At 63.8% G+C, this 23,020-nt stretch carries 26 protein-coding genes; 12 read left to right on the top strand and 14 right to left on the bottom strand.

Going from position 1 to position 23,020, the window contains the following annotated elements:
• Positions 1-282: 282 nt before the first annotated feature.
• From F2982_RS04520 to F2982_RS04510, 3 genes are all read left to right on the top strand, one after another.
• A complete protein-coding gene (locus tag F2982_RS04520) occupies positions 283-690 on the top strand; it encodes a hypothetical protein (RefSeq protein ID WP_203429374.1) in 408 nt (135 codons plus the stop codon).
• 84 nt (positions 691-774) lie between these two features.
• Positions 775-2,148 (top strand): PepSY domain-containing protein, encoded by a 1,374-nt coding sequence (locus F2982_RS04515; protein WP_203429373.1) that lies wholly within the window; start codon positions 775-777, stop codon positions 2,146-2,148.
• Positions 2,149-2,156: 8 nt separating this feature from the next.
• Positions 2,157-2,678 carry a copper uptake system-associated protein gene (locus F2982_RS04510; protein WP_203430131.1) on the top strand — a complete coding sequence of 174 codons (522 nt, stop codon included), beginning with the start codon at positions 2,157-2,159 and terminating at the stop codon, positions 2,676-2,678.
• Positions 2,679-2,811: 133 nt separating this feature from the next.
• Here F2982_RS04510 and F2982_RS04505 read toward each other — a convergent pair whose 3' ends face one another.
• Both F2982_RS04505 and F2982_RS04500 read right to left on the bottom strand, forming a co-directional pair.
• Positions 2,812-4,317, bottom strand: a complete 1,506-nt coding sequence (locus F2982_RS04505) for a protein adenylyltransferase SelO (RefSeq protein WP_203429372.1) — start codon at positions 4,315-4,317, stop codon at positions 2,812-2,814.
• 49 nt (positions 4,318-4,366) lie between these two features.
• Positions 4,367-4,894: a dihydrofolate reductase family protein gene (locus F2982_RS04500; protein WP_203429371.1), complete on the bottom strand. Its 528-nt coding sequence runs from the start codon at positions 4,892-4,894 to the stop codon at positions 4,367-4,369.
• Positions 4,895-5,152: 258 nt separating this feature from the next.
• Between F2982_RS04500 and F2982_RS04495 the strand changes: the two genes are divergently transcribed.
• Both F2982_RS04495 and F2982_RS04490 read left to right on the top strand, forming a co-directional pair.
• A complete protein-coding gene (locus F2982_RS04495; protein ID WP_203429370.1) occupies positions 5,153-6,604 on the top strand; it encodes an MDR family MFS transporter in 1,452 nt (483 codons plus the stop codon).
• Between the two features lie 85 nt (positions 6,605-6,689).
• Positions 6,690-7,238 (top strand): helix-turn-helix domain-containing protein, encoded by a 549-nt coding sequence (locus F2982_RS04490; RefSeq protein ID WP_203429369.1) that lies wholly within the window; start codon positions 6,690-6,692, stop codon positions 7,236-7,238.
• Between the two features lie 51 nt (positions 7,239-7,289).
• Here F2982_RS04490 and F2982_RS04485 read toward each other — a convergent pair whose 3' ends face one another.
• The 4 genes from F2982_RS04485 to F2982_RS04470 form a co-directional block, all read right to left on the bottom strand.
• A complete protein-coding gene (locus F2982_RS04485; protein ID WP_203429368.1) occupies positions 7,290-7,601 on the bottom strand; it encodes a hypothetical protein in 312 nt (103 codons plus the stop codon).
• An 80-nt stretch (positions 7,602-7,681) separates the two neighbouring features.
• The gene (locus tag F2982_RS04480) at positions 7,682-8,305 is read right to left on the bottom strand and encodes a hypothetical protein (RefSeq protein ID WP_203429367.1); all 624 of its coding nucleotides are present in this window, start codon (positions 8,303-8,305) and stop codon (positions 7,682-7,684) included.
• Between the two features lie 253 nt (positions 8,306-8,558).
• Positions 8,559-8,753 (bottom strand): hypothetical protein, encoded by a 195-nt coding sequence (locus F2982_RS04475; protein ID WP_203429366.1) that lies wholly within the window; start codon positions 8,751-8,753, stop codon positions 8,559-8,561.
• A gap of 13 nt (positions 8,754-8,766) precedes the next feature.
• Positions 8,767-9,720, bottom strand: a complete 954-nt coding sequence (locus tag F2982_RS04470; protein ID WP_203429365.1) for a homocysteine S-methyltransferase family protein — start codon at positions 9,718-9,720, stop codon at positions 8,767-8,769.
• 216 nt (positions 9,721-9,936) lie between these two features.
• On the opposite strand from F2982_RS04470, the gene F2982_RS04465 reads away from it, so the two are divergent.
• Both F2982_RS04465 and F2982_RS04460 read left to right on the top strand, forming a co-directional pair.
• Positions 9,937-10,575 carry a TetR/AcrR family transcriptional regulator gene (locus F2982_RS04465; protein ID WP_203429364.1) on the top strand — a complete coding sequence of 213 codons (639 nt, stop codon included), beginning with the start codon at positions 9,937-9,939 and terminating at the stop codon, positions 10,573-10,575.
• 73 nt (positions 10,576-10,648) lie between these two features.
• A complete protein-coding gene (locus F2982_RS04460) occupies positions 10,649-11,569 on the top strand; it encodes a DMT family transporter (RefSeq protein ID WP_203429363.1) in 921 nt (306 codons plus the stop codon).
• Between the two features lie 7 nt (positions 11,570-11,576).
• Here F2982_RS04460 and F2982_RS04455 read toward each other — a convergent pair whose 3' ends face one another.
• Complete coding sequence (locus F2982_RS04455) at positions 11,577-12,155, bottom strand: hypothetical protein (protein WP_203429362.1); 579 nt, start codon at positions 12,153-12,155, stop codon at positions 11,577-11,579.
• A gap of 137 nt (positions 12,156-12,292) precedes the next feature.
• Between F2982_RS04455 and F2982_RS04450 the strand changes: the two genes are divergently transcribed.
• On the top strand, positions 12,293-13,054 hold the full coding sequence (locus F2982_RS04450; RefSeq protein WP_203429361.1) for a sulfite exporter TauE/SafE family protein: 762 nt from the start codon (positions 12,293-12,295) through the stop codon (positions 13,052-13,054).
• Positions 13,055-13,066: 12 nt separating this feature from the next.
• Here F2982_RS04450 and F2982_RS04445 read toward each other — a convergent pair whose 3' ends face one another.
• Positions 13,067-13,798, bottom strand: coding sequence for a hypothetical protein (locus F2982_RS04445; protein ID WP_203429360.1), 732 nt, complete (start codon positions 13,796-13,798; stop codon positions 13,067-13,069).
• A gap of 96 nt (positions 13,799-13,894) precedes the next feature.
• On the opposite strand from F2982_RS04445, the gene F2982_RS04440 reads away from it, so the two are divergent.
• Together F2982_RS04440 and F2982_RS04435 are read left to right on the top strand one after the other, a co-directional pair.
• Entirely contained in the window at positions 13,895-14,482 is a 588-nt protein-coding gene (locus F2982_RS04440; protein ID WP_203429359.1) for a TetR/AcrR family transcriptional regulator, read from the top strand.
• Between the two features lie 154 nt (positions 14,483-14,636).
• Entirely contained in the window at positions 14,637-15,827 is a 1,191-nt protein-coding gene (locus F2982_RS04435) for an arabinose transporter (RefSeq protein ID WP_203429358.1), read from the top strand.
• 33 nt (positions 15,828-15,860) lie between these two features.
• Here the strand turns inward: F2982_RS04435 and F2982_RS04430 are convergent, their stop codons facing one another.
• The 4 genes from F2982_RS04430 to F2982_RS04415 all read right to left on the bottom strand — a co-directional run bounded on the left by F2982_RS04430 (position 15,861) and on the right by F2982_RS04415 (position 19,557).
• Entirely contained in the window at positions 15,861-16,379 is a 519-nt protein-coding gene (locus tag F2982_RS04430; protein WP_203429357.1) for a DUF1697 domain-containing protein, read from the bottom strand.
• A 15-nt stretch (positions 16,380-16,394) separates the two neighbouring features.
• Positions 16,395-16,931 carry an ImmA/IrrE family metallo-endopeptidase gene (locus F2982_RS04425; RefSeq protein WP_203429356.1) on the bottom strand — a complete coding sequence of 179 codons (537 nt, stop codon included), beginning with the start codon at positions 16,929-16,931 and terminating at the stop codon, positions 16,395-16,397.
• Positions 16,928-17,281 carry a hypothetical protein gene (locus F2982_RS04420; RefSeq protein ID WP_203429355.1) on the bottom strand — a complete coding sequence of 118 codons (354 nt, stop codon included), beginning with the start codon at positions 17,279-17,281 and terminating at the stop codon, positions 16,928-16,930. Before F2982_RS04420 ends, F2982_RS04425 begins: the two co-directional genes overlap by 4 nt.
• A 167-nt stretch (positions 17,282-17,448) precedes the next feature.
• Positions 17,449-19,557, bottom strand: a complete 2,109-nt coding sequence (locus tag F2982_RS04415) for a S9 family peptidase (protein WP_203429354.1) — start codon at positions 19,555-19,557, stop codon at positions 17,449-17,451.
• Positions 19,558-19,808: 251 nt separating this feature from the next.
• Between F2982_RS04415 and F2982_RS04410 the strand changes: the two genes are divergently transcribed.
• Entirely contained in the window at positions 19,809-20,198 is a 390-nt protein-coding gene (locus F2982_RS04410) for a DUF930 domain-containing protein (protein ID WP_112719198.1), read from the top strand.
• Positions 20,199-20,229: 31 nt separating this feature from the next.
• Here the strand turns inward: F2982_RS04410 and F2982_RS04405 are convergent, their stop codons facing one another.
• On the bottom strand, positions 20,230-20,673 hold the full coding sequence (locus F2982_RS04405; protein WP_203429353.1) for an Rrf2 family transcriptional regulator: 444 nt from the start codon (positions 20,671-20,673) through the stop codon (positions 20,230-20,232).
• 188 nt (positions 20,674-20,861) lie between these two features.
• Between F2982_RS04405 and F2982_RS04400 the strand changes: the two genes are divergently transcribed.
• Positions 20,862-21,839, top strand: coding sequence for an alpha/beta hydrolase (locus F2982_RS04400; protein WP_246777541.1), 978 nt, complete (start codon positions 20,862-20,864; stop codon positions 21,837-21,839).
• 3 nt (positions 21,840-21,842) lie between these two features.
• Here the strand turns inward: F2982_RS04400 and cax are convergent, their stop codons facing one another.
• Entirely contained in the window at positions 21,843-22,979 is a 1,137-nt protein-coding gene (gene cax, locus F2982_RS04395) for a calcium/proton exchanger (protein ID WP_165402621.1), read from the bottom strand.
• Between the last annotated feature and the right edge of the window lie 41 nt (positions 22,980-23,020).

The following is a 23,020-nucleotide window of genomic DNA, read 5'->3' as shown; positions in this document are numbered from 1 at the left end:
TCCCGCTGAAACCCGCCTCCGGGGGCGGAGCGCGGGCAGGGTTTCCCGGGTGCCGGGATCGAATTGCGAAAAGGCCCGCGGCAAGGGCTGGAGGCTGCCACCGCAAGCATTCTCAAGCACATAGAGCGAGACTTCTGCCTTTCAACCGCCACAATTGCCGCAACCTGCGCAGGGCAGCCATGCGCTGGATACGGGCCGAAATGGCGATCGGCGCTAATGCCGCATTGAGCTTTGAAGGCGATGCCGCTATCAACCCTTCCGCGCCTTCAGGGCAGGGGTCACATGAAATATCTTGGTCGCAGATTCGAGCAGTGGGCGGTGCGCATTCTATGCGCCATCGCGCTCGTCTCCGTCGGCTTTGCTCATCAGCTGCCGGTCTCGGCAGCCGAGCTTTCCGGCCCCGCCGATTATTCCGCCTATGCGCTGCCGGATGGAACCCTGCCGACGCTCTGCGTTACCGTCACCGACGATAGCGGCAAGACCCAGCATGGCGCCGATCACAATCATGGCTGCGAAGCCTGCCGCATCAGCGCCACCGCGATGCTGCCGTCTCCGGCCGATGTGTCGGGTGCGCCGCTCGGCTATGCCGTTTCAGAAGCGGTGCCGTTGCGCGCCGCCGTCTTCCACCGCGATCCGTTCCCGCCGAATACAGGGCCGCGAGCGCCCCCTGCAGATCCGCTGACTGCCTGAACCCGCGCCCCGGTCATCCGGCCCGGCGGCGTGCTTCGCTTTCGGCTGCGTCTCGGGCGCTGCCATGGATCTGGAAATTCTCTCATGTCTTCAATCACCTCCGCCGAGCCGGTGGAGAGCGCCGCTTCGGGCGTCTCGCTCTACCGCGCCATCTGGCGCTGGCACTTCTTCGCCGGTCTGCTCGCCGTGCCCTTCATGCTCAATCTGGCGATCACCGGCTCGCTCTATCTCTTCAAGGACGAGATCAACAACAGCCTGTTCGCCTATCGCTACGACGTCGCCGCGTCGGGCCAGCCGCTGGCGCCTCAGGCCATCGCGGATATCGCCGCCTCGGCCGTCCCCGGCTCCGTCGCCACCACCTACAGGGACCCGGCGACGCCGGAGCGCTCGGCGATCGTCACGGTCTCAGGCGCGGGCGGCCCGACGCTGGTTTTCGTCAATCCCTATGATGGCAAGGTGCTGGACAAGGTCGCCTCGGCCGGCGAGTTCAACACCGTCGTCAAGCACATCCACAGCCTTGCCTATTTCGGCGATTTCGCCAACCGCCTGGTGGAGATCGCCGGCGGCTTTGCCATGGTGCTTGTCGTCACCGGCATCTATCTCTGGTGGCCGCGCCGCCAGACCGGCGGCGTCATCAGCGTTCGCGGCACGCCTGACAGACGCGTCTTCTGGCGCGACCTGCATGCCGTCACCGGCGCCTTTGCGGGTCTTCTCATCCTGTTCCTGGCGGTCACCGGCATGCCCTGGTCGGGCTATTGGGGCGCCAATGTGCAGTCGTTCCTCGGCAGCCACGGCATGGGCTATCCGGCGCAGCTCTGGGACGACGTGCCGAAATCGGCGAAGGTGACGGAGGATATCCTGCCGAAGGTCGGCTGGACCGTCGAGAAGGCGCCGGTGCCGCTCTCCGATATCGCCGCCGCCCAGTCGAAACAGCCGATCGGGCTCGACAAGGCCGTCGAGATCGCCAAGGCGGCGGGCGTCACCCCGGGCTTCGACATGGCGATCCCGTCAACCGCATCAGGCGTCTATACCGCGGCGATCTTCCCCGACGATCTCTCCCGCGAGCGCACGCTGCATATCGATCAATATTCCGGCAAGCCGCTGGTCGATATCAGCTTCGGCGCCTATCCCTTCCTCGGCAAGGCGATCGAATGGGGCATCAATGTCCATCAGGGGCAGGAATGGGGGCGGTTCAACCAATTCCTGATGCTGGCGACCTGCCTCGCGATCATTCTCTCCTGCGTCACCGCCGTCGTCATGTGGTGGAAGCGCCGCCCGCTCGGGCGCGTCGGCGTGCCGCCGCTGCCGCCGCAGCGCTCGGTCTATATCGGACTATGGGTGATCGCGCTCGCCTTCTCGCTGGCTTTCCCGCTGACCGGCCTCGCGATCCTTGCGATGATCGCCTTCGACCAGCTCGTCATCCGCTTCGTGCCGCCGCTGCGGCGCGCGTTTTCGTGAGGGAGACGATGATGAAAACCGTCCCGATCCTGATCGCCGCCGCCCTCTCGCTGGCAGCACCTATCATTGCCCATGCCGAGACGATGCAGATGCCCGACGGCACGACGATGGACATGCCGATGGACCAAACGCCCTCCGGCGATCCGCAGCAGCTGATTTCCAATGTGCTGAAGACGATGTTCGAAACCCCGGCCAAACCGCTCGCCATCGGCCCGGTCACGGTCCAGGGCGGCTGGGCCATCGCCGGCTGGCAACAGGACGGCCGCGGCGGCCGCATCCTGCTGCAGAACGGGGAACACGGCTGGCGTCCGCTGCTCTGCAGCGGCGATGCGATCAGGGAAGCCGAGGCGCTCGCGAAAGCCGGTGTCCCCGCCGCCGACGCGACCGCGCTGGCCGCTGCTCTCAAGGATGCCGAAGCCACAGCCGATCCGAAAACCCTGCAAGCCTTCGCCAGCTTCGAGGGCACGGTGACGCTGGGTGCTGCGACCGCCTCAGCCGCACATTCGGGTCACGAAGGCCACGGCAAGTAGCGTTGGTCGGTGGGCGACTTCCCTTCTCCCCCACGGGGGTCCGAAGGACGGGTCGAGACCGTCGGCTCGACCCCGGTGGGTAGGGTGAAAGGGGCTCTGGCCGAGACCGAACAGATTGTCGGTTTTGTCCGCCTCAAGTCCCGCAAAACGTCTGCAGCACCCGCTCTTCCAGCTTCGGCGGATCCATATAGGCCGCAAATGCCGGCTGATCCTGATAGGGATTGGCCAGCACCTTCACCAGCGCCTCGAACAGCGAGAAATCGCCGTCTTCCATGGCGGCGTTGATCGCCTGCTCGATCCGGTGATTGCGCGGAATAAAGGCCGGGTTGACCGAAAGCATCGCCGCACTCCGGGCCTCTGCCGATTGTGGATCGCATGCGATCCGCTCGCGCCAGCGCACCAGCCAGCCCATCGCCTCGCCGATGCCATCGAATGTCGAGAGAAATTCGCCCTCGGCGGCATCGTCGCCCGCGAGCTTGGAAAGCCGCCGGAAGGCCAGCGTGAAATCCGCCTGTCCGGCCTGCATGGCCGCCAGCAGCGCCTGGATCAGGTCGAGATCGCCATCTTCTTCGGACACAAGCCCGATCTTCCTGCGCATGCCGTCGAGCCAATGGGCCTGGAAGCGCTCGCCGTAACCCTTGATGACCGTATTGGCGAGATCGACCGCCTTGTCCTGATCCTCGTCGAACAGCGGGATCAGCGTCTCGCCGAGCCGCGCCAGGTTCCACTGGCCGATGCCGGGCTGGTTGGCATAGGCATAGCGCCCCTGCTGGTCGATCGAGGAGAACACGGTGCTGGGATCATAGGCATCCATGAAGGCGCAGGGGCCGAAATCGATCGTCTCGCCGGAGATCGTCATGTTGTCGGTATTCATCACCCCATGGATGAAGCCGACATGCAGCCAGCGGGCGATCAGCGCCGCCTGCCGCTCGGCAACGGCTTCGTAGAGCGTGAGATAGCGGTTTTCGGCGCCCGAAATCTCCGGATAATGCCGCTCGATCACATGATCGGCGAGCGCCCTGATGCCATCGGTATCGCCGCGCGCCGCAAAGAACTGGAAGGTGCCGACGCGGATATGGCTGGCCGCCACGCGGGTAAAGACCGCGCCGGGAAGCACCCGCTCGCGATAGACGGGTTCCCCGGTCGAGACGGCCGCGAGCGCCCGTGTCGCGGGAATGCCGAGCGCATACATGGCCTCGCTGACGATATATTCGCGCAGCACCGGCCCGAGCGCGGCGCGCCCATCACCCCGCCTGGAAAACGGCGTCTGTCCCGCGCCCTTCAGCTGGATGTCGCGGCGCTTGCCCTTCCGGTCGATCACCTCGCCAAGCAGGATCGCCCGCCCGTCTCCGAGCTGCGGATTGAACTGGCCGAACTGATGTCCGGAATAGGCCATCGCCAAAGGATCGGCGCCATCAGGCACGAGATTGCCGGAAAACATCGCCGCGCCATCAAGCTTCAGCCGCTCGACATCGAGCCCGAGCTCGGCTGCGAGCTCCTCGTTCAGCTTTATCAGCCAGGGTTCCGCCACCTGCGACGGCGTCTGGCGCGCGAAAAAATGCGCCGGCAGCCGGGCATAGCTGTTGTCGAACGGAAATACGGCGGCGCGAGGCGCATTCTGTGACGGTGCTGAGCTCATGCCTCAATAGGTAGGGCCGGGGTGGAGGAGGCGCAAGCCGCTTACGCCGCTACGCCGGCACATAAGTCAGCCGCACCACATCCCCGACGATCCGCTCATGGGCGGCGAGCCTGAGCGGCGGGCGCGGTCCGGCAAAGAACGGCCGCCCCTGCCCAAGCACGACCGGATGTGTATAGAGCCGGTATTCGTCGATCAGCCCGCTATCGGCCAGGCTATGCGCCAGCACCGGCCCGGCAACCGTGATCTCCCCCTCACGCTCCGCCTTCAGCCCGGCGATCACCGCCTCCACATTGTCGCGGACAAGCACCGCATTCGGCCCGACCTCCGTCAGCGACCGCGACACCACCCATTTCGGCAGCTTCCGCCAGGCTTCGGCAAAGGCCCGGTGCTCATCGCCCCAGCCCTCCTGATCCTCGTCCCAATAACGCATCAGCCCATACATCGTCCGCCCGTAGACGGTAGCGCTCAGCTCCTGCGTCCGCTTCACCCAATGGCCGAACAAGGGCTCCGGCGACATCCGGTCATGATCCACATAGCCGTCGATCGACTGGTTCATCTCAAACACAAGCTTCGCCATGCAAGAAAACCTCCACCAGGGGTTGGAGTGTAGCGGGAAAGTGGGGTGGGGGGAATGCGGGAGCGATTACGTTACCCTCCTGCGCCCACCCAAGTAGCCATTCGGTTACATCATGCCAGCATTTCCCAGAATGCATGCCTTTGCCACATTTGCGGGCGTATACACGTCGTTATCCCCCGTGTGGCATCATGCCATTTCACATCTGCGGCCCTGTCGTCATCAATGGCTTCGCCGCGTCATTGCGAGTGATCCCTGCTGATGCCGGATCAGATATTCCACCCCGTTCGAACCGACCGGGCTGCCCCAAATTTTCGCACGATCGCGCTGATCGTTGCGAGCGCCATGCTGATGGAAAACGTCGATGCCACGGTGCTGGCGACGGCGTTGCCGACGATGGCGCGCGATTTCGGCGTCGATGCGCCGTCGATGAGTATCGCGCTCACCTCCTATCTTCTGAGCCTGGCGATCTTCATCCCCGCAAGCGGCCGCATGGCGGATCGCTTCGGCTCGCGCACCGTGTTCCGTTCGGCGATCGCCGTCTTCGTCGCCGGGTCGATCGCCTGTGCGCTGGCGCCGAACCTCTTCCTGCTCGTCGTCGCCCGGCTGATCCAGGGCGTCGGCGGCGCCATGATGATGCCGGTCGGCCGTCTGGTGCTGATGCGCAGCGTCGCCCGCAAGGATATGGTCAATGCCATGTCCTGGCTGTTGATTCCGGCGCTGATCGGCCCGATCATCGGCCCGCCGCTCGGCGGCTTCATCGTCACCTATCTCGACTGGCGCTGGATATTCTACATCAACGTGCCGATCGGCATCGTCGGTTTCATCCTCGTGTCGATCTTCATCGACGAGGTGAAGGGCAAGGCGATCGGCCCCTTCGATACCGTCGGCTTCATCTTCTCCGGCATTTCGCTGGGATCGCTGCTGTTCGGCTTCGAAATGTCGAGCCGCGAGGGCGAGGCCTCGGCCGCCGTTTTCCTGATCGCCATCGGCCTGCTGTTCGGCATCTGTTATCTGCGCCACGCCCGCAAGCATCCGGCGCCAATCATGGATTTCTCGCTGATGAAGGTGCCGACCTTCGGCACCTCGGTGATCGCCGGTTCGCTGACGCGCATCACCCAGGGCGCGCAGCCCTTCCTGCTGCCGCTGCTCTTCCAGGTCGGCTTCGGCATGTCGGCGGCAACCGCCGGCCAGATCGTCATCGCCACCGCCATCGGCTCGATGGCGATGAAGCCGCTCTCCGGCCCGGTCTTCCGCCGCCTCGGCTTCCGCAACAGCCTGATCATCAACGGCCTGCTCGGCACGCTCGGCTACGGCCTCTGCGCCGCCTTCAGCCCGGAGTGGCCCGTCAGCGTCATGTTCGCGGTGCTGACGCTGAGCGCCTTCTTCCTGTCGTTCCAGTTCATGGCCTACAACACCATCGCCTACGACGAGATCAGCCACGAGCGCATGAGCTCGGCCACCAGCTTCTACACCACCTTCCAGCAGCTGATGCTGTCGCTCGGCATCTGCATCGGCGCCTTGGCGCTGCACGGTTCGATGACGATTTCAGGCAGCGAGCAGCCGAAGCTCCACGATTTCTCGACCGCCTTCATCGTCGTCACCATCATCTCGCTCGCCGCCACCATCTGGAACCTGCGCTTCGCCCCGAACGCCGGCTCGGAAATCAGCGGCCACCGCCGCAAGGAAGCCGTGGCGAGCGCCGAGCACTAGACGGGGACACCGGAAATGCGACACAGACAAGTGCCGCCTTATTGCGTATAGGGTGATCCAAGATCACCTCAACGCACATCCGCCCATGCTCAGACCGACCAGGACCCAGATAGACGCCGAGATCGTCGACCGCGCCGCCGCGCTGTTTGCCAGGCATGATTTCGAGCACACCTCGCTGCAGCAGATCGCCGATGCGGTCGGTTACTCCAAGGCGGGGCTGCTGCACCACTTTCCCAGCAAGAAGGCGCTCTACGACGCCGTGATCGACGCCCTGCGCGCGCATATCGAGGCCATGGCGGCCGCTGTCAGAGCGCTGCCTGTCGGCATCGAGCGCGACCGGGCCGTGGTCGAGGCCTCCATCGATTTCGCCTTCGAACGCCCCGGTATTTCGGCGCTCAGCAACCGCATCGCCGTCAACCCGGATCCTGAGAATGAGGAACTGACGGCAATCGGCTTCGTCATGTACGAGGCGCTCGGCATCGACCTGGCGAACCTGGAGATGGATAGGCTGGTGCGCGTCACCAGCGCCTTTGCCGGGCTCGGTGTCACCGCCGGCATCGCTGTACAGAGCAAGCTCTCGAAGGAATGGCGTGGCCTGATCGCCGCTGCCGCCATGGATGCGCTCGGCCATTAAAATACCCGGGCCGATGACGGCCCGGGCGGATTTCTTTCAGGGTTGCACCGCTTACCAGCGCGGCCGTGGCCGGTGCCGGTGGTCCCAGTCCTTGCGGTCGTCCTTGGCCGCCTGCGAGATCGCATAGGCGCCAACCGCACCGGCGGCAACGCCGACCGCCACGGCCGCCGCCGCCTCATCCGATTTCCGCCGGTTCTCGGCATAGACGTTTCGCGTGCAGCGCTCGTGCTGCCACGATCCGGGGGGCGCGCCGGCATCGGCGCAGGTCACATAGGCGCTGTCCATCGATTGCTGCGCCGATTGGCATCCTGAGATCAGGAGCGTGGCGGCAAGCGTCAGCATCACGGTCGTTTTCATCTGCATTTCGGGTCCTTTCGGGCATGCGTCATCGGCTGCACGAGCTGCGCATGATGGCGTCGGGGTAAGTGGGGAGAGGTGTTTGGTTAGAGGAGGTGCGGGATGATGTAGATTGCTTCCAGGACCTCGTAGATCGCACCGATCAGCAGGGCGAGGATGACGGCGGCATAGAGCCGGACTGTCGAGACGGTTCCCGCCTTGTAGGCTTCCCAGCTAGAGCTCAGGCGATAGTGATCGAAGCGCAGAAAGGTCCGGCCGTGCACATAGGCGGCAAAGCCTGCCAGCACATAGGCCTGCCCCTCGATGAAGAGCGTGAGCGAATGGGGGATCAGCATCGCCGGATGCGGGCCGATGGGCGCGAACATGATGCCCCAGAGAATGCCGCGCTGCAGCACTGCAAGGATGCCGATGAACGGAATGATCAACGACGGAAGCGTGGTCATGAACACCGCAACCGCAAGGTTGACGGCAAAGGTCAGTCCGATGGCCAGCAGGAGGTTCTCGCTGGCATAGGCGTCCGCCACAGACTTCAGAATGCCGGGTTTCAGATAGGCCTGGTCGATATCGGGTTTGAAGAAGCCCTGCAGTCCGGGCGCAAGCAACGTCAGCGCCATGGCGCAGGCAAACAGGCCGTAAAAGGCGGCGTTCAACAGCAGATAGGCCCGCCTGTGCCGCCGGATGATCGCGATGGGTTCGCTGAGGAGTCTCATGTGATGTGTTCCAGACATGTGAAAGGTCAAAGGCTCGCCATCACCCGAACGGCGCGTTCAGCGGCCATTCGAGCGTTACAAACCGAATCGGTAGGCATTCGACCATATCGGTCTATTATTGAGGAGGCCCGCCGTCAACCATTCCGCAGGCAGGGCAAAAAACCCGTCTGAAACGCCAAAAAAGCCCGGGCACAACGCACCCGGACTTCCCCATTCGCTACTCACTATTCGCTATTCGCTATTCGCTTTTCACTCACTCACACGTCGACCGCCGCCCATGCGGGCCGATGCCGATGTCGCGCAGCAGGTGGCTGTCCACGGTTTCGAAGGGCATCATGCCGGCGTCGGCGCATTGCCGGGCCTTGCTCTTGGTCTTCGGCCACACCGGGTGATGCGTCACCATCCGGATCAGCCGTCGCGGGCTCAGCTTCTTTCTCAGGCTCGTCATGGCGTTACCCTCCTCACGCACTCATCGCCTGCGGCAGGCAGGCTTCGCAGATCGCCGCCACATGCCGGTGATCGGTGCCGCAGCAGCCGCCCAGGATGTTCAGTTGCGGCATCCGCGTCATCAGCTGCCGGTATCGGCGGCCAAGGTCGGCGGGGTCGCCGGCATCCAGCGTTTCGCTCTCGTCGAGTGCCGCATGGCTCATCTGAGAGGCGTTGGCGCGAATGCCGGCGATCCGCTTCGCCCAGCCGCGACTGGGATCGAGTGCAGTCTCGAAATGCGCCGGATGGGCGCAGTTGATCATGTAATAGGCGGGCGTCCCGTCGGTCGCCGCATCGGTCGTCTCGATCGCCTCCTCGAGGCTGCGCCCGCTGGCCAGCCGCCCGTCGGTCTCGACGGTGAAGGAGATCGCGCAGGGCATGCCGTGCGCCCGGGCCGCGCGCGCAATGCCGATCGCCTCGCCGGTGCCGGTCAGCGTATAGGCGCTCACCATGTCGGCCTCGGTTCCGGCAAAGGTCGAGATCTGTTCACTGTGATAGTCCTCCGCCTCGTCGGCAGCCATCCGGCCGGCCTTGTAGCCGTCGCCGCGCGGGCCGATCGCGCCGCTGATGACGGCAGGCATGCCCGGCCGCTCGAAGTCGCCGCGCAGCTCCGATAGCAGCCCTATCGCCTCCTCGTTGGCGGCCTTCAGCGCCGCGCGGGAATAGCCGAGCCTGTGGCCCCAGTCGGCATTGGCGCGCCATGTGGGGCTGTCGAGCAGGAAGCCGGTGGCGTGGCGCCGGGCGATGTCGAGATAGCGCCGGTAATAGGCCCGCATCCGGTCGCGCCCGTCTTCAGACGCAAGCAGCACGAAGGCCGCGAAATGCGGAAGCTCGATGCCGTCGTGAAAGATCAGCACCGTTTCCATGCCGCCATCGGTAATGAAGGTGCCGCCGCCGAGCTGCGGTAGTTTTCGTCTGTACTTCGCCATTGAAAATCCGCCCTGAACATGCCGCACGTCCGGAGACCGGCGACTAGAGTTCTCGCGCTAAAACGCATGCGAAACTAGGCGACTTGCGGTATACTCTCCCCTCTTGAGATTATTGCCTATGGAAATCAGGAGCTTGCTCGCGTTTTCCGATTGCCGGGTTGCGGTTCGCGAAACGTTTCAGCAACTGAAAACTGTACCGGCGGTACAGGAGGGCGCATGAAAAAGGGCACCGAAACAAGGACGCGCATCCTTGATGTCGCCGAAGCCGCCGTGCTGCAGAAAGGTTTCGGCGGCACGTCGATCGAGGAACTGATCGCCGAAACCGGCATCACCAAGAGCGGCTTCTTCTACCATTTTCGCGACAAGAACGAACTCGCCAAGGCGCTGCTCAACCGCTACATCGAAAATGACGAGCGCATCTATGACGAGATCTTCAGCCGCGCCCGCGACCTGACGGACGATCCTCTCCAGGCTTTTTTACTCGGCCTCAAGCTGCTCTCCGAACTGCTCGCCGATCTGCCGAACGGCCACCCCGGCTGCCTCGTCGCCACCGTCTGTTACTACGAGCGCATCTTCGACCGCGAGATCCAGGAGACTAACCGCAACGCCGTGCTCGCCTGGCGCCGGCGCTTCGGGCGGATGTTCGAGGAGATCATGGCGGTCTACAGGCCGCGCGAACCGCTTGAGGTCGATCAGCTCGCCGATATGGTTTCCACCGTTCTCGAAGGCGGCATCGTGCTGTCGCGGGCGCTGAAGGAGCCGAACAGCCTCGCCGAGCAGATCCTCGTGCTGCGCTCGCTGATCAAGCTGCTGTTCCAGCCGAAGGCGGGTGCGGTGACGACCTTCCGGCAATAAAAGCAATTGCTAAGCAATGCATTGACAGGCTGCGGAACGACGGCCATGGATGCCTCCCGTCCTGGAGCCCCCTATGCTGATTTCCGAAGCGCTTGCCCTTGGTTCCGCCATCTGCATGGCCCTGAGCTCGATGTTCATCAACGAGCTGAACGGCCGGGTGCCGCTGATGCGCCTTGCCCGCTGGCAGATCACCGCCGCCTTCCTGATGACGGCGCTTGCAGCGACGGCGCTCGGCGGCTGGGCGACGCTCGGCACCTGGCAGTTCTCGGCGCTCGCGGGCTCCGGCCTGTTCGGCATCGTGCTCGCCAGCACCACCTATTTCGCGGCGATCTATGCGGCCGGGCCGCGGGTCACGGCGCTGCTCTTCTCGCTGGCATCGCCCTTCGCGCTCGCCATGGGCTATGTCGTCTTCGGGGAAACCATCAGCGCCATGCAGGGCGCCGGTGTCGCGCTCATTCTCTGCGGCATCGTCATTGCCATCGGCGTGCGCCGACGCCGCCCGGCGCCGATGATCCCGCTTGCCGATGGCGAGCCGATCGAGGCGCCCGCGCCGCAGGAAAGCCCGTCGCTGAAAGGCATCGCGCTCGGCGTCGTCACCGCCTTCGGCCAGGCCGTCGGCAGCCTTCTTGCCCGCCCGGCAATGGCCGCCGGTGTCGAGCCATTCGCCGCCATGGCCGTCCGCTCCGGCCTTGCCGTCATCTTCTTCTGGGCGCTGCTTTTGCTGCCCGCCATCCGCCGCCAGACCGGCGAGGTCCAAAGGCAGGATTTCCCGCTCGCCGTCATCTCCGCCTTCTTCGGCACGGCGCTCGGCATGTCGCTGCTGATGGGCGCGCTGAAAACCGGCAGCGTCGGCATTGTCTCGACGCTCTCCTCCATGACCCCGATCGTCATCCTGCCAATGGTGTGGCTGAGAAGCGGAAAGATGCCGCAGCCCTATGCCTGGGCCGGTGCGGCCATGGCAATCGCCGGAACGGCGCTTGTCAGCCTCGGCTGATAGCCGCTCATGAATCCGGTATCAGCGGATCCTGCACCAGAAAGAATTCCGGCACCGGCGTCACGTCGGTGACGAAGAAGCCGAAGCTCGCCTTGGTCTTCGGGTCGGCATGGCCCTGGTCGAAGCGCAGCCGGTCGAAGCTCTCGAACTGATTCTGGAAATGCGCAAACCGGTCGGAGGAGATGAAATCCGGATTGGGATTGGTCTGCCCGAAGGACAGGCCGTCATAGAAATCGCTGGGCTTGCCGCGGATTTCCTCCAGCTCGAATTCGAAGCCGATCCAGGCGAGCTTGCTCTCGTTCACCGTCACCATGCGCAGGTGCATGGAGTTCTGCCGCAGCGTGTCGAGCGTGGCCGGGTTCGCAGCGCGGATGATCAGCGTCACCGGATCGGAAGAGGTCATTGCCTCGGTGATCTCGATCGGATCGTCCCGCGTGCCGCTGCCTGAAATGGCCAGGATATGGAAGCCGCCGAGCTCGTCGGAAAAGGAGAAGTCGCCGGCATACCAGCGGCCGTCGTCGGCCGGACCGGCGCTGACGAGCGCCAGTGAAAGCAGCGCAGTCAGGATCCGCCAGTGACGCCCCATCGCTCTCTCCTCAGGCGATTATCGCATTGCCGCGGCAAATCTCAAAATCGTCATGAGGCAGAACCGTTCGCCGCCAGCGGCGGCTTGGCGGCGCGGCGTGAGGCGGCTAGCTAGGGCAGGGGGATGGGGAGCCGCCGATGAGCCTGGAGATCGCAATTCTGCTGTTTGCCGCGGGCATTGCCGGCGGCGTCATCAATGCGCTGGCGGGCGGCGCGACGCTGCTCACCTTTCCCGCCATGCTGGCCGCCGGCCTGCCGCCGGTGACCGCCAACGCCTCCAATGCCGTCGCCATCGTCCCCGGCCATCTGCTCGCGGTGCTCGCCGATCACCGCAAGCTGCAGCCGCTCGATCTCAAACTCGGCCTCTCGGTTCTGATCTGCCTGATCGGCGGCATTCTCGGCGCCCTTGTGCTGCTGGCCCTGCCGGAGCGGCTGTTCGTGCTGCCGGTACCGGCGCTGATCGGTGCCGCGACGCTGCTCTTCCTGTTCTCGCCGCAGATCGCCGCCTGGGCGGAGCGCCGCCGCGGCGGCAGCGAGCCGTCGCAGCTTGCCGGTTCCTCCGTGCTGGCGCTCGCCTCTATCTATGGCGGCTTCTTCGGCGCCGGTCTCGGCGTCATCCTGACGGCGGTGCTGGCAATCGGCGACCCCAACGACATCCGCCGCGTCAAGGCGCTGAAGAACCTCTTGGCAACCGCCGTCAGCATCGCCGCCGTGACGATCTTCATCCTCGAGGGCGCCGTCAGCTGGCCGCAGACGCTGGTCATGCTCTCAGGCGCCCTGTTCGGCGGCTATCTCGGCGGTTACCTCGTCCGCATCCTCCCCGCCGCCATCGTCCGCTGGTTCGTCATCGTCACCGGCGCGGTGATGGCGGTGGTCTATGCGGTCAAGTATTGGCTCTGAAGGCCGCCGCCCTCAGCCCTTCGTGCCGTGGAAGACGAGATCGACATAGTCGAGCAGGAAGATCGTCGTGCGCCCTGCCTGCAGCGGTCCCATGTCGACCGGGCTGACGACGCGCCTGACGATCGGCACCATGATGCCGTCGAAGGAGCGGTAGTCGTAGCAATAATGATTGGCCGGCCCGCCGCCGAGAACATCGACCGAATAGTCCAGCCGCCGCAGCAGGTGGTCGGGACCGAAATAGAGCGTCTGCGTCGCGGTATGAACCGGGATGTCGCCGGGATAGCTGACCTCGAGCTTCCGCCAGGTCTCGCCCGCTTCGGCATGCGTGCCGAGATCGCGAAAGCGCATGCCCGGTTCGGCAAAGGTGAAGGGCATCGTCAGGTAGTTCCGAAGCGCATAGCCGATGAAATAGGTGAGGTGCAGCGGATGCCAGGGTTCCTCGCGCGGCACCTGCTTCAGCGCCTCGCGCGGCGCATCGAGCGCTGCCGTCACGGTGCCGTCCGGCCGCTCGCTCCAGACCCGGTCCGGCGTATAGACGCAGAGCTCGTCGGGCGCGCCGATCCCCTGGATGACGACGCGCTGGCTGCGCAGGTCGATGGCGCAATGCGGCCGCAGGTGCCGCGGAAAGCCCTTCATTTCCAGCACGATGCCGGAAAAATTGAGATCGAGCTCGGCCGAGCTCAGCCGGTTCCAGCGCTCCAGTCCGCCATGGGCGTCGATGATGGCCTGTAGAAATTCCTGCATGACAGTCCTCGTGATTATTGATTGCGATCGCAATCATTTGACTTTGATTGCAAATGCAATTAAAAATCCGGCCTGTCAATAGGCGGGGGAATGCAGATGGTCAGGGTGTCCAGGGAACAGGCAGCGGCAAACCGTGAAACGCTGGTGGATGCCGCCGGCCGTCTGTTCCGCATCAGGGGTGTCGATGGCGTCGGCGTTGCCGAAGTCGCCAAGGAGGCGGGGCTCACCCACGGCGCGCTCTACGCGCATTTCCCGTCCAAGGAGATGCTGGCCGCCGAAGCGCTGAAATCCGGCATGCAGAAGAGCCTGAGCGATGTGAAGGCGTCGGCCGGCGACGCACAGCCGACGCTTGGCGGCTATCTCGATTTCCTGCTGTCGCGGCACATGCGCGACGCGATGGAGGAGGGCTGCCCGATGACCGCTTCCGGCAGCGAGATCGCCCGCGGCAGCGCCGAGGTCAGCCGCTCCTTCGCCGAGGGGTTCGAAAACATGGTGGCGGCGCTCGCCGCCGCCGCGCCGCCGCAGATGACCGACGACGAGCGCCGTGCGCTGGCGATCACCGCGATCGCTGCCGAACTCGGCGCCATCGTCATCTCCCGCGGCATCCTGAAATCCGACCCCGCGCTTGCCGATGGCGTGCTCGAAACCGTCCGCGCCAGGCTAGGCTATGTCCTCGGCGCCTGAGCCGCATTGACACCGGCCGCAATCTTTATTAGGCCATGCTTATGCCGGTTCGCTGGCCGTAAGCGTTTGACGTCAAGCAACGCACTTATCGATCCTTTGCCGGTCGGAGTGCGTTTTTTTGTGCCCGCCGCCAAGGAATAGCCAGGAGGATATCATGGCTTTCCGCATGACCCGCGATCCCGAGCAGCGCCGTCTGCTGCTTTTGGCCGCCATTCTGTTCATTTCCTATCTCTGCGTCGCAGTCGCCCTGCCTGTCGTTCCCGTTCATGTCACGGCGACGCTTGGCCTCGGCAATGGCTGGGCCGGTTTTGGTGTCGGCGTCGCCTTTCTCGCCACCATCCTCAGCCGCGGCTATGCCGGGGCGCTCGCCGATAAAGAGGGCGGCAAACGCGCTGTTCAGCGCGGCCTCGGGCTTTATGTGATCGGCGCTCTGGTCTCGCTCGCCTCCGGGCTGACGCTCGGTTCGCCCGTCCTCTCATTTGCGGTGCTGGTCGCCGGGCGCCTGCTGATCGGCCTCGGCGAAAGCATGGTCGCCGTCGGCGTCATCTCCTGGGGGATTGGCATCGTCGGGTCGCAGAATTCCGGCCGGGTGCTGGCGCTGGTGGGGGCGGCGATCTACGGTGCGCTCGCCGTCGGCGGGCCGGTCGGCCTGCTGCTGCTCGATCGCTTCGGCTTCACCGGCACCATGGCGGCAAGCGCCATCCTGCCGCTGCTCGGGCTTCTGGCGATCCGCCCGATCCCGGCCGTCGCCGTGCATGCGGCCGTTAGCCGCCCGCCGCTCTGGAGCGTCATCGGCCGCATCTGGCCGCATGGCCTCGTCGTCTGCCTGCAGGGCATCGGCTTTGCGGCGATCGGCTCGTTCTTCACGCTCTATTTCCGCGATCAGCACTGGGCCTATGCCGGTCTCGGGCTGACGGCCTTCGGCACCGGCTTCGTGCTGGTGCGCATCCTCTTCGGCCACCTGCCGGACCGCTTCGGCGGGCTGACGGTCGCCGTCGTCTCGATGGCTGTGGAAGCGGTTGGCCAGATGCTGATCTGGAGTGCCGGCAGTCCTGATCTGGCGCTTCTCGGCGCCTTCATGACCGGCCTCGGCTGCTCGATGGTCTTCCCGGCCATGGGCCGCGAGGTCGTCCACCTCGTCGCCCCGCATCTGCGCGGCACCGCACTCGGCGGCTTCTCGGCCTTCCAGGATCTCGCCTATGGGCTCACCGGCCCGCTCGCCGGGCTCCTGGCCGACCGCGCCGGCTACAGCGCCGTCTTCCTCACCGGCAGCCTCACCGCAGCCTGCGGCTTCGTCATCGCCGTCCTCCTGCGCGGCAGGCAGGCGGCGACTGCCGCGTCCTGACGCAAATGGCCGCCCGCGTTTGCGCGTGGGCGGCTAGCTCTCCAGCGCCGCCGCCATCTCCACAAGCTTGCGCACCGTGTTGATATTACGCGACGTTCCGGCCTTCAGCGCCGAGAGCTTCAGCTTCGATTTGCCGGAGCCTATGGGATAGTGGACATAGATCTCCCGGCCGGAGACCACCGCCTCCTCGCCATCCGGCGCGCTCATGTTATCGAGCGCATCCTTGGGTGCCGCGTCCGGCAGGAAATGCACCAGCACGAAACTCGGCTTGGCATCGGGGAAGGGGGCGTTTCCGGCGATCGTTTCCATTTCCTTGCGGCTGCGGATCATCACGCCCGGCTTCTTGCCGAGCTTCTCCCCCAGCGCCGCGTCGAGCTTCTCGCCTGCTGCCTTTTCGCCGTCAGCGGAGCGGAAGACGACGTTGCCGCTCTGGATATAGGTTTTGGCATCCTCGAACCCGAGCGCATCGCAGATCGCCTTCAGTTCCGCCATCGGCAAGGCGCCGGTGCCGCCGACATTGATGGAGCGGATGAGGGCGATGTAGACGGGCATGGGTGGGTGCCCCTGTTATACTCTCACGTTAAATTCGCCACGGAGCTCCCGCTGCCGCTCGCCTTCAAGGTCGATGCCGAGTGTCTTGAGTCTAATTTCCATCGCCTGTGGCGATACCGCAAACATGCGCGAAATTTTTTGTAGATCGTAATCTTGCCAAACCATCTCGCTCAAGACTGCTTCACGCGGCATAAGTATCTGCGCTGCCAGCTTGTTCGCTTGCACTTCGTGAGAAGGCCTGAATGGCTCAGATGGATTGGCTGCGGTCGGCGCATCGAATAGACGATCAAGGTGGCCGCGCTCTTCAAGCAGATCACGGTGCAGCAAGTAATGGGCAAGCTCATGGGCGGCAGTAAAGTTCTTACGCTGCCGAGATTGCTCCGAGTTTACGGTTATCTTGCAACTTCCCCCATTGAAGTCGATGCGCCCATCGACGCCCGGTGGCATGGGCTTTTCCTCGTATTCAATACCCAAATCTTCAATAATCCCGACAACATCTATCGGGGCAGTTCTGAGCCGATCCTGAACAAATGAAAGTTCGCTCTCTCTCACTTGTTGTCTCCATTCTTGTCCAATTTTGACATTAGGTCGTTGATCTCGGAATCACTCGGTTCGCCTTCCGAGAACATCTTAACAGATAAGGCTTCTCGTCTCACAATTGAAGGCAACGAACGCTGCACTTCTTCGCGAGCGGCGATAATCGCGACGTTCTCCGCTATTTCCTTTGCGGTGAGGCGGGCTCGCTCTTCGGCACGGTTGCGCACTTCCACAATGCCGAATATCGCCGCAAGTCCTACGAGTATGCCAAACATCGCGAGTATTGCGGAAACAAAATCTAGCCGGCCAATCTGGACAGCTAGATTAAGAACATTGGCTTTCTCTTCAGAGTTGACATCCGCCAACAGAGAAGGATCAACAAAATGGAAATCTCTTAGGATTCCCCAAAGAAAAACCCAGTGGCGATATGCAGAGCTAAAAAGAATGCAATCCAGCTATTCCGCAAGGCTCACCCCTCATGATTGCGGTATGCCTGGATTGTAAACTTTAAGCGTGAATTTTACGCTAATTCTTACATCTTCCCCGCAACCTTGATCGCAAACGCATACTCGAACGCAATCTCCTCCAGCCGCTGGAAGCGCCCGGATGCTCCGCCATGCCCCGCATCCATATTCGTCTTCAGCAGGATCGGTGCCTCGCCGGTCGTCTTCTCACGCAGCTTCGCCACCCATTTCGCCGGTTCCCAATAGGTCACGCGCGGGTCGGTCAGGCCGCCGAGCGCCAGCAGCGGCGGATAGGCCTTGGCGCCGACATTGTCGTAGGGCGAGTAGGCGGCGATCTGTTCGTATTCTTCCCGGCTCTCGATCGGGTTGCCCCATTCGGGCCATTCCGGCGGAGTCAGCGGCAGGGTGTCGTCGAGCATGGTGTTCAGCACATCGACGAAGGGAACGGCGGCGATGATGCCGGCGAATTTCTCCGGCGCCATGTTGGCGATCGCCCCCATCAGCATGCCGCCGGCCGATCCGCCCTCGGCGATGATACCAGCATAGGAGGTGAACTTCTGCTGATTCAAATAGTCAGCCGCGGCGATGAAGTCCTTGAACGTATTGGTCTTGAATTCCATCTTGCCGTTTTCGTACCAGGCAAAACCCTTGTCCTTGCCGCCGCGGATATGGGCGATGGCATAGACGAAGCCGCGGTCGGCGAGCGACAGGCAGTTGGTGTTGAACCCGGCCGGAATGGTGATGCCATAGGCGCCGTAGCCGTAGAGTAGGCAGGGCGCCGAGCCGTCGAGCGCGGTGTCCTTGCGGTAGAGCAGGGTGACCGGCACGGTCTCGCCGTCCCAGGCGGGCGCGAAGACACGGCGGGTGACGTAGTGGTCCGGGTTATGGCCGGACGGCACTTCCTGCGTCTTCAGCAGCGTCCGCTCGCGCGTCACCATGTTGTAGTCGTAGAGCTGGGAGGGCGTCGTCATCGATGAATAGGAGAAGCGGATGACGTCGGTGTCGTATTCTGCGGCCCCTGACAGACCCAGCGAATAGGCCTCCTCGGCGAAGGCGATCGCATGTTCCTCGCCGGTCGCCCGATCGCGGATCATGATCTGTGGCAGGCCGTCCTTGCGCTCCAGCCACAGCAGGTGGCGGGCAAAGGCCATGTGGTTGATGATCAGCGTGCCCGGCTTGTGCGGCACGATTTCGCGCCAGTTTTCTTTGCCCGGTGCATTGACCGGCGCCTCCACGATCTTGAAATCCTTGGCATCGCCGTCATTGGTGAGGATGTAAAAGACGTCGCCGCCCTCGGTCAGCGTATATTCGATGCCTTCCTCGCGCTCGGCGACGATCTTCGGTTCGGCCGTCAGATCCTTGGTCGAGAGCAGCCGGTATTCCGAGGTCTCGTGGTCGTGGATGTCGATATAGATGAAATCGTCGAGCAGCGAGCCGCCGACGCCCATGAAGAAGCCCGGATCCTTTTCCTCGTAGACCAGCCGGTCGTCGCTTTGCGGCGTGCCGAGAATATGGTGGAACACCTTCGAGGGGCGGTGGTTCTCGTCGAGCGCCGAGTAGAAGAAGCTCTTGCCATCCGGTGCCCAGATGCCGCCGCCGCCGGTATTCTCGATCACATCTGCGAGATCTTCGCCGGTCGCGAGATCGCGCACCTTCAGCGTGAAGAATTCCGAGCCCTTGTCGTCATAGCCCCAGATGCCGCGGCTGTGATCGGTGGAATGGTCGAGGCCGCCGAGGCGGAAATAGCTCTTGCCCGCCGCTTCCTTGTCGCCGTCGAGCAGCACGGCGCGGATCGTCTCGTCCTTGGTGTCACCGTCGCGCGGGATGCGGAAATAGTGCGGCTGTTCGCCGCCGGTAACGAAGAACGTGCCATAGGCATAGGCGCCATCCTTCATCGGCACCGAGGAGTCGTCTTCCTTGATGCGCCCGCGCATCTCGGAAAACAGCACCTTCTGCAGCGGCTTGGTGTCTTCCATCGCCGCGTTCATATAGGTGTTTTCGGCTTCCAGATGCTTGCGGATCTCGGGGTCGAGAATCGAAGGATCCTTGAACATCGCCTGCCAGTTATCGGCGCGCAGCCAGGCATAATCGTCTGTCCTGGTGATGCCGTGGCGCGTATCGGAAAGCGGCTTCTTGGCGGCAGCGGGCGGGTTCGGCAGGTTCTTGAAAACGGACAAATGAAAAGCTCCGGATCGGTATTGCGGTGGGGAAGAGATAGAGGTGCTGCGGGATGCAATCAAGCGCCGCGCAAGCATCGGTGGATAAGCTCCTGCTAAATCGAAGTCTTCCTCACGTTGCCTTGATGTCACCACATTGTTTAAGAAAGTCCGCTACCATCGCGCGGGACCTGCGCTTGGCCAGACGGAGATGACGGGGGCGTCTGGCGGAGACTCGTTCCGGATTGAGCAGATAGAGGGATTATTCCTAAATGCCGAAATGCCTGGTCCTGTCCGTATCGCTTCTCAGCCTTGCCTCGTCCGCCTTCGCCGTCGATCCCGCCATCAAGAAGCAGCTTGAAAAGCTCGATCCCGCGACCCGCCTCGAACAGAGCTGCGATACCGAAGCGATGAGCCGCATCAACAGCGACAAGACCGGCTTCAAGCCGGACAAGGTGATCGCCTACACCTTCAAGGACCCGGTCCCCAGCGACGACCGCCTCGTCGCCCCCGGCGCCGTCTTCCGCAGCAAGGGCGATTGGTACCATCTCTCCTACACCTGCATCACCGGCCCGCAACACATCAATGTCCGCGAGCTCGAATACCAGATCGGCGAAAAAGTGCCGAAGGATACCTGGACCAAGTATTACCTCTACGATTGAGGCAATCGGCCCATCGGCCTGATTTTACGGATCACGCAAGCTTCGGCGGCACCTTGCCCTGATCGACGATCGCCATGTCGGCGATCTCCCTGAGCGTCGTCGCCGCGTAGCGCGCCAGCAGCTCTTTCTCGGCCGCCGCATGCGCCATCTGCAGCACGGAATTCGAGGCGCGCTCGACAGGGCAGGAGGGGTGATCGCGTGAAAGCGGCGCCGGCAGGATCGCTCCCTCGTTCAGCGCCCGCTGCACATCCAGCACCGTCACTTCGTCCAGCGTCCGCACGAGCTTCCAGCCGCCGCCGCGCCCGCCTTCCGATTCCACGATCCCATGTTCGCGCAGCGCCCCCAGCGTCCGGCGCACGACGACGGGATTGGTGTTCAGCATCTGGCTGATCCGTTCCGACGTCTCCCTGCCGCCGAGTAGGCCCATATGCACCAGCACATGCAGCATCCGGGAAAGCCGGCCATCGGTCTTCATCGCGAACCTTTCCGCAACAATTATTGTTACGTTATCTTGACGGCTCCGCCTATCTGTAACAGATATTGTTACGGATAAAAGGAGCACCCATGCTGCGCCGCCAGTTTCTACTCGCCGCACCGGCCTTGGTTATCTCAGTTTCCGGCGCCAAGGCAACAAATCAGGAGCCCATCATGAAAGAGCCCATCATGAACGAGAAAGTCATCGACACCAGAACGATCAGGACGGGCATCCTGCAGGCGGGCTCCGGGCCGCTCGTGCTGCTCTGCCACGGCTTTCCGGAAACCAGACATGCCTGGCGCCATCAAGTGGCCGCCCTTGCCAGGGTCGGCTATCGCGCCGTGGCGCCGGATATGCGCGGCTACGGCAAGACGGCGGCGCCCGAACGCGTCGATCAATACACCGTCTTCCACGCCGTCGGCGATCTCATCGCGCTCATGGATGCGCTCGGCGAGGAGAAGGCGGTGATCGCCGGTCACGATTGGGGCGCGACGATCGCCTGGCAGGCCGCCCTCCTGCGGCCCGACAGGTTCAAGGCCGTCATTGCGCTGAGCGTGCCGATGATGGGCCTGCCGCCGGTGCCGCCCTCGAAGATCTTTCCGCAGAATGACGAGGCGCTGTTCTACACGCTCTATTTCCAGGAGCCGGGTCTCGCCGAAGCCGAGTTCAACCGCGACCCCGCGCTGACGCTGCGCAGGATCCTTCATGCTGCAAGCGGCGAGGCGGGTCCGAGAAAGCCCGGCGATACCACGCCCAATCCCTTCTCGATGGTCAGCCGCAACGCCGGCCTGCTCGCCGCTCTGCCCGATCCCGCAGAGCTTCCCGCCTGGCTACCCTCCGCCGACTTCGAAAGACTGGTCGCGGATTTCAAGGCGTCGGGCTTCACCGGCGGCCTCAACTATTACCGCAATCTCGACCGCAACTGGGAGCTCCAGCAGGCCAATGCCGGCCAGCGCGTCGCGATCCCCGCGCTGTTCATGACCGGCGAACGAGACCCCGGCCTCGCCATCCCCGGCATGGCCGAAATCATCGCCGCAATGCCGGCGCTGGTGCCGCAGCTCAGCGCCTCCCACATCCTCCCCGGCGCCGGTCACTGGTTGCAGCAGGAACGCGCTGCCGAGGTCTCGGAGCGGATGATCGCCTTCCTCAAGCAGCTGGATGCCTGAATCTCAGGGAGAGGCGGGCGGCAGCAGGAACAGCGTCAGCCCGAAGACCGAATAGACGGCGAGCGCCAGCACGCCCACATACCAGGCGCCGCGTCCGCCATTCGAAAGCAGGCTCGCCGCCATCGTCGAGATGAAGATCATGGCGACGGCGCCCGGCCAGAATTCCAGCGACATCGGCTCGGGACCGATGAAATAGCTGAGGATGACGAGGACGGGGGCGACGAAGAGGGCGATCTGCGAGGCGCTGCCGAGCGCGATGCCGACGCTGAGATCGAGTCGGTTGGCGCGCGCCGCGGAAAAGGCCGCCGCCATCTCGGCGGCAGCGCCGACCAGCGCCACGACGATGAAGCCGACAAAGGCCGGGCTCATGCCCATGCTCTCGGCCGCCGCCTGCACCGAGCCGACGAAGACCTCGCTGATCAGCGCCACGAACAGCGTCACGACGACAAGCACGGTGATGCTGGTCGAAAGCCGCCAACCGCCATGCTCCTCCGCCGCCTCGCCGACACTGGCGAAGAGCTCGCGATGGGTCTTCAGCGAAAACAGCATGCCCATCGCATAGACGGCAATCAGGATGATCGCGAGGCCGAGGCTGAGTTGATGCAGCGTCTCCGGCTTTTGCCCGTTATTGCCGATCAGCGACGGCACGAGCACGGCGACGGTCGCCAGAAACAACAGGCAGGCCTGGAACCGGGCGCTGACGCGATTGAACTCCTGCACATGATGCTTCAATCCCCCGAGCAGGAACGAACCGCCGAGCATGAACAGCGTATTGGTGACGATCGCGCCGGCAATCGACGCCTTGACCAGCAGATATTCGCCCGCCTGCAATGCGGCGAGCGCGATCACCAGTTCGGTGAGATTGCCGAGGGTCGCGTTCAGCAGCCCGCCGACCGCGTCACCCGTGCGCGCCGAAACCGCTTCCGTCGCCCGGCTCAGAAGTGCGGCCAACGGCACGATCGCCAGCACCGAGAGTATGAAGAGCAGCGTATGCGCCTCGGGTGCAGCCATCTCCGTCAGGATCACCACCGGCACGAAGACGAGGAGGGCGAGCAGCGGCATGGCGCGAAGCTCGGCGATCGCGGCAGCCAGGATGCCCGAGGGCCGCGAATGTCCACCCGTCTGCTGAACGTTCTGCACAGCCGCCTCCGCCATATTTCGAAACGTCCCACGCTACGGCG

The organism is Rhizobium sp. BG4, assembly GCF_016864575.1.
Taxonomy (GTDB): Bacteria; Pseudomonadota; Alphaproteobacteria; order Rhizobiales; family Rhizobiaceae; genus Rhizobium.
Note: the sequence above shows the minus strand (reverse complement) of the source record. Positions and strands in the feature narration are given on the sequence as shown.

Bases quoted from the DNA above. Each gene is read 5' to 3' on its own strand.
- F2982_RS04485 (WP_203429368.1), bottom strand. From the start codon at position 7,601: ATGCAGATGAAAACGACCGTGATGCTGACGCTTGCCGCCACGCTCCTG.
- F2982_RS04500 (WP_203429371.1), bottom strand. From the start codon at position 4,894: ATGGCGAAGCTTGTGTTTGAGATGAACCAGTCGATCGACGGCTATGTG.
- F2982_RS04450 (WP_203429361.1), top strand. From the start codon at position 12,293: ATGAGCCTGGAGATCGCAATTCTGCTGTTTGCCGCGGGCATTGCCGGC.
- F2982_RS04510 (WP_203430131.1), top strand. From the start codon at position 2,157: ATGATGAAAACCGTCCCGATCCTGATCGCCGCCGCCCTCTCGCTGGCA.
- F2982_RS04475 (WP_203429366.1), bottom strand. From the start codon at position 8,753: ATGACGAGCCTGAGAAAGAAGCTGAGCCCGCGACGGCTGATCCGGATG.
- F2982_RS04405 (WP_203429353.1), bottom strand. From the start codon at position 20,673: ATGAAGACCGATGGCCGGCTTTCCCGGATGCTGCATGTGCTGGTGCAT.
- F2982_RS04520 (WP_203429374.1), top strand. From the start codon at position 283: ATGAAATATCTTGGTCGCAGATTCGAGCAGTGGGCGGTGCGCATTCTA.
- F2982_RS04400 (WP_246777541.1), top strand. From the start codon at position 20,862: ATGAACGAGAAAGTCATCGACACCAGAACGATCAGGACGGGCATCCTG.
- F2982_RS04505 (WP_203429372.1), bottom strand. From the start codon at position 4,317: ATGAGCTCAGCACCGTCACAGAATGCGCCTCGCGCCGCCGTATTTCCG.
- F2982_RS04515 (WP_203429373.1), top strand. From the start codon at position 775: ATGTCTTCAATCACCTCCGCCGAGCCGGTGGAGAGCGCCGCTTCGGGC.
- F2982_RS04490 (WP_203429369.1), top strand. From the start codon at position 6,690: ATGCTCAGACCGACCAGGACCCAGATAGACGCCGAGATCGTCGACCGC.
- F2982_RS04410 (WP_112719198.1), top strand. From the start codon at position 19,809: ATGCCGAAATGCCTGGTCCTGTCCGTATCGCTTCTCAGCCTTGCCTCG.
- F2982_RS04435 (WP_203429358.1), top strand. From the start codon at position 14,637: ATGGCTTTCCGCATGACCCGCGATCCCGAGCAGCGCCGTCTGCTGCTT.
- F2982_RS04480 (WP_203429367.1), bottom strand. From the start codon at position 8,305: ATGAGACTCCTCAGCGAACCCATCGCGATCATCCGGCGGCACAGGCGG.
- F2982_RS04440 (WP_203429359.1), top strand. From the start codon at position 13,895: ATGGTCAGGGTGTCCAGGGAACAGGCAGCGGCAAACCGTGAAACGCTG.
- F2982_RS04460 (WP_203429363.1), top strand. From the start codon at position 10,649: ATGCTGATTTCCGAAGCGCTTGCCCTTGGTTCCGCCATCTGCATGGCC.
- F2982_RS04465 (WP_203429364.1), top strand. From the start codon at position 9,937: ATGAAAAAGGGCACCGAAACAAGGACGCGCATCCTTGATGTCGCCGAA.
- F2982_RS04430 (WP_203429357.1), bottom strand. From the start codon at position 16,379: ATGCCCGTCTACATCGCCCTCATCCGCTCCATCAATGTCGGCGGCACC.
- F2982_RS04455 (WP_203429362.1), bottom strand. From the start codon at position 12,155: ATGGGGCGTCACTGGCGGATCCTGACTGCGCTGCTTTCACTGGCGCTC.
- F2982_RS04495 (WP_203429370.1), top strand. From the start codon at position 5,153: ATGCCGGATCAGATATTCCACCCCGTTCGAACCGACCGGGCTGCCCCA.
- F2982_RS04445 (WP_203429360.1), bottom strand. From the start codon at position 13,798: ATGCAGGAATTTCTACAGGCCATCATCGACGCCCATGGCGGACTGGAG.
- F2982_RS04470 (WP_203429365.1), bottom strand. From the start codon at position 9,720: ATGGCGAAGTACAGACGAAAACTACCGCAGCTCGGCGGCGGCACCTTC.